Below are 2,597 nucleotides of genomic sequence, written 5' to 3' on the forward strand. Positions count from 1 at the left end.
CGCCGGCTGCCGGCACGTCTACTTCGTCGGCAACCCGGTCAAGACCGGCAACCCGACCTCGCGGCGCTTTTTGGGCTACGCGGACACGGTGGCCCAGGCCGGCCTGACGGTGCACACGGCCCGCTCTTCCTTTTACGAGTCGCCCTCAGCCAAGGCGATGGAATTAAGGGAGCTGTTGACCAGCGGCCGGGTCATTGACGGGGTCTTTTGCTCTGACGATTTGACGGCCATCCTGCTGCTGAAAGAGGCCAAGCGCTTGGGCATCAAGGTTCCCGAGGACTTGAAGGTCATCGGCTTTGACGGCACCCAATTGGTGCAGAACTACGTTCCTGAACTGGCTACGATTGCCCAGCCGATCGCTGATCTGGCCGGAAGCCTGGTCAAGCTGCTCTACCAGCGGATCGCCGACCCGGAGAAGCCGTTGGCGCAGAACAATTACGTCCTGCCGGTGAAGCTGCTGCGCAATCAGACCGTTTAAAAAAGTAAAGCATCCCTTAAGGGATGCTTTTTCTGTCTGGTCTTTTCGCCGGGGGCTGACTATAATTAAATTAGGGATTACTTTTTTAGAGAAAGCAAAGGTGACAAGCCATGGAGAAAAAGAAGAAAATCTGGCTGTTTGTCCTGGTCTTTGGCCTGGCCGGCGTTTTGGTCTATGCGGCCGAGATTGCCTGTGCTTTTATGAATGACCGCAACAAGAAGATGGAATACAGCTTTGATGATGAGGATCCTGAGGAAGCGGAAGCTGACTACAAGAACGAGGAATAGAAGAAGCGAGAACCGGTTTTGGCCGGTTCTTTTCTTTTTTGCTCCAAGTAGGCTACAATAGTTAAGATACAGTAACTATCTTTGCTATTTGGAGGAAAAAACGTGAGCAAGAACCGACTGGAAGCATTCAGCGATGGCGTTTTGGCCATCATCATCACGATCATGGTTCTGGAAATGAAGGCCCCCGAAGAGGCCAGTTTCCGGGCCCTGCTGCCCTTGTTGCCGCAGCTGGCCATCTACCTGTTGAGCTTTTTCTACATGGCCATCTACTGGGTCAACCACCACAACATCACCCACGCTTTGCCGTCTGTCAACTTCAAGCTGATCTGGACCAACATGGCCTGGCTTTTTACCGCCTCTTTGATCCCTCTGGCTACAGCCTGGGTGGGCAAGCACCCTCTGGCCGGACCGCCTTTGTTCTTGTACGGCCTGGTTTTGGCCCTGACTTCGGTCAGCTTCCTGCTGCTGCAGCATTTTGCCTGGCAGCTGGCCTGCGACAGCCAGGACTTGCGGCAAAACATGGGGACCAAGGGCTTTTTGACCCTGGCCTTCAACTTCGGGATTGCCCTGTCGGCCTTCGTCTGGCCAGTCTTGTCCTGGATCTTCATGGCCCTGGTAGCCGTGATGTGGTTTCTGCCGGACAAGCGGGCCAGAAAATGGCGAGAGAAAAACAAGGAAAAGGCCGCGGAAGAATAAGAGAAAGCAAAAAATCCACAAGCTGTGCTTGTGGATTTTTGCTTTTATAAGGCTAATTCGAGCAGGTCGACTTGAGTGTCGCCGATGTCTTCATAGTGAACCGTTTCCTGGCTGACGAAGCGGTAGCCGTTCTTTTCATACAGGCGGCGGGCCGGAACGTTGCCGGCCATGCTGTCCAAGCGGATGGCCTTGCAGCCGAGCTCCTTGGCATGGTCCTTGATGAAGGTCAAGAGGGTGCCGGAGAGGCCTTGCCGGCGGAAGGATGGGTGGACGCCGTAAAGGTGCAAGACCGCGATCTCGTCATCGCTGGCCGGAGTAGGCCAAGTGAACTGGCTGTAAAGGGGATCGTTGCCTACGGTCAGGATGCCGGCTGAGGCAATTTTGCCGTCCTTGATCCCAACGACGGCCCGCTTTTGGTCGATTGCTTCCTTGACGTCGCTTTCGGACGGGTAGATGCCCCAGTGCCAGTCGGCACCGTATTCGTCTTGGCTCTGGTGGTCGCAGACGTCTTGGTAGAACTGGCAGAGGGCCGCGAAATCAGCTTCAGTGGCTAAGCGACAGGTTAATTCAGTCATTTTTTTCTCCTTACAAAAAAATTTATGCTTTTGCTTTTTTCTTCAATAAAATTTTAGCAAAAAGGGCTGAAGAAATCAAAAAAGAGGCTTACAAAACAAAAAAGAAGCCGTGTAAAACGACTTCTTTGCTTGGTGCGGACGAGAAGACTTGAACTTCCACGACCTAAAACGGTCACAAGATCCTTAGTCTTGCGCGTCTGCCAATTCCGCCACGCCCGCAAGCACATCTACTAGTATAGCAAAGGGGGAAAAAAGTTCAAGAGCTTTTTTGCATAAAAAAGTTGGATTTTTTGCCGCAAAAGCCTTGCTTTTTCTGCTGGATCCGGTATACTATTGTTTGTGTCTTGCGAAAGACAAAAAAATAACAAGGCCCGTTGGTCAAGTGGTTAAGACACCGCCCTTTCACGGCGGTAACATGAGTTCAAATCTCGTACGGGTCATCTGGAGGATTAGCTCAGCTGGGAGAGCATCTGCCTTACAAGCAGAGGGTCACAGGTTCGAGCCCTGTATCCTCCATTTTTTTCAGCACTAAAAAACGCCTGAGGCACTAGCCTCAGGCGT

4 protein-coding genes and 3 tRNA genes are annotated in these 2,597 nt (G+C 52.4%); 5 read left to right on the plus strand and 2 right to left on the minus strand.

Annotated features, from left to right (window positions below):
- The 3 genes from lacNas_RS09145 to lacNas_RS09155 all read left to right on the plus strand — a co-directional run.
- Positions 1–478 (plus strand): substrate-binding domain-containing protein (locus lacNas_RS09145; RefSeq protein WP_201346799.1); only part of this gene is annotated, 478 nt, incomplete at its 5' end.
- Between the two features lie 110 nt (positions 479–588).
- Entirely contained in the window at positions 589–765 is a 177-nt protein-coding gene (locus tag lacNas_RS09150; RefSeq protein ID WP_201332003.1) for a hypothetical protein, read from the plus strand.
- Between the two features lie 102 nt (positions 766–867).
- Entirely contained in the window at positions 868–1,461 is a 594-nt protein-coding gene (locus lacNas_RS09155; RefSeq protein WP_201332002.1) for a TMEM175 family protein, read from the plus strand.
- 44 nt (positions 1,462–1,505) lie between these two features.
- Here the strand turns inward: lacNas_RS09155 and lacNas_RS09160 are convergent, their stop codons facing one another.
- The gene (locus tag lacNas_RS09160; RefSeq protein WP_201332001.1) at positions 1,506–2,036 is read right to left on the minus strand and encodes a GNAT family N-acetyltransferase; all 531 of its coding nucleotides are present in this window, start codon (positions 2,034–2,036) and stop codon (positions 1,506–1,508) included.
- Positions 2,037–2,166: 130 nt separating this feature from the next.
- Positions 2,167–2,255: transfer RNA gene (locus tag lacNas_RS09165), tRNA-Leu, on the minus strand.
- Between the two features lie 149 nt (positions 2,256–2,404).
- On the opposite strand from lacNas_RS09165, the gene lacNas_RS09170 reads away from it, so the two are divergent.
- Positions 2,405–2,476 (plus strand) — tRNA-Glu (locus lacNas_RS09170).
- A 3-nt stretch (positions 2,477–2,479) separates the two neighbouring features.
- A tRNA-Val gene (locus lacNas_RS09175) sits at positions 2,480–2,552 on the plus strand.
- The last annotated feature ends 45 nt before the right edge of the window (positions 2,553–2,597 follow it).

It is taken from the genome of Lactobacillus nasalidis (genome assembly GCF_016587775.1).
Lineage (GTDB): Bacteria > Bacillota > Bacilli > Lactobacillales > Lactobacillaceae > Lactobacillus > Lactobacillus nasalidis.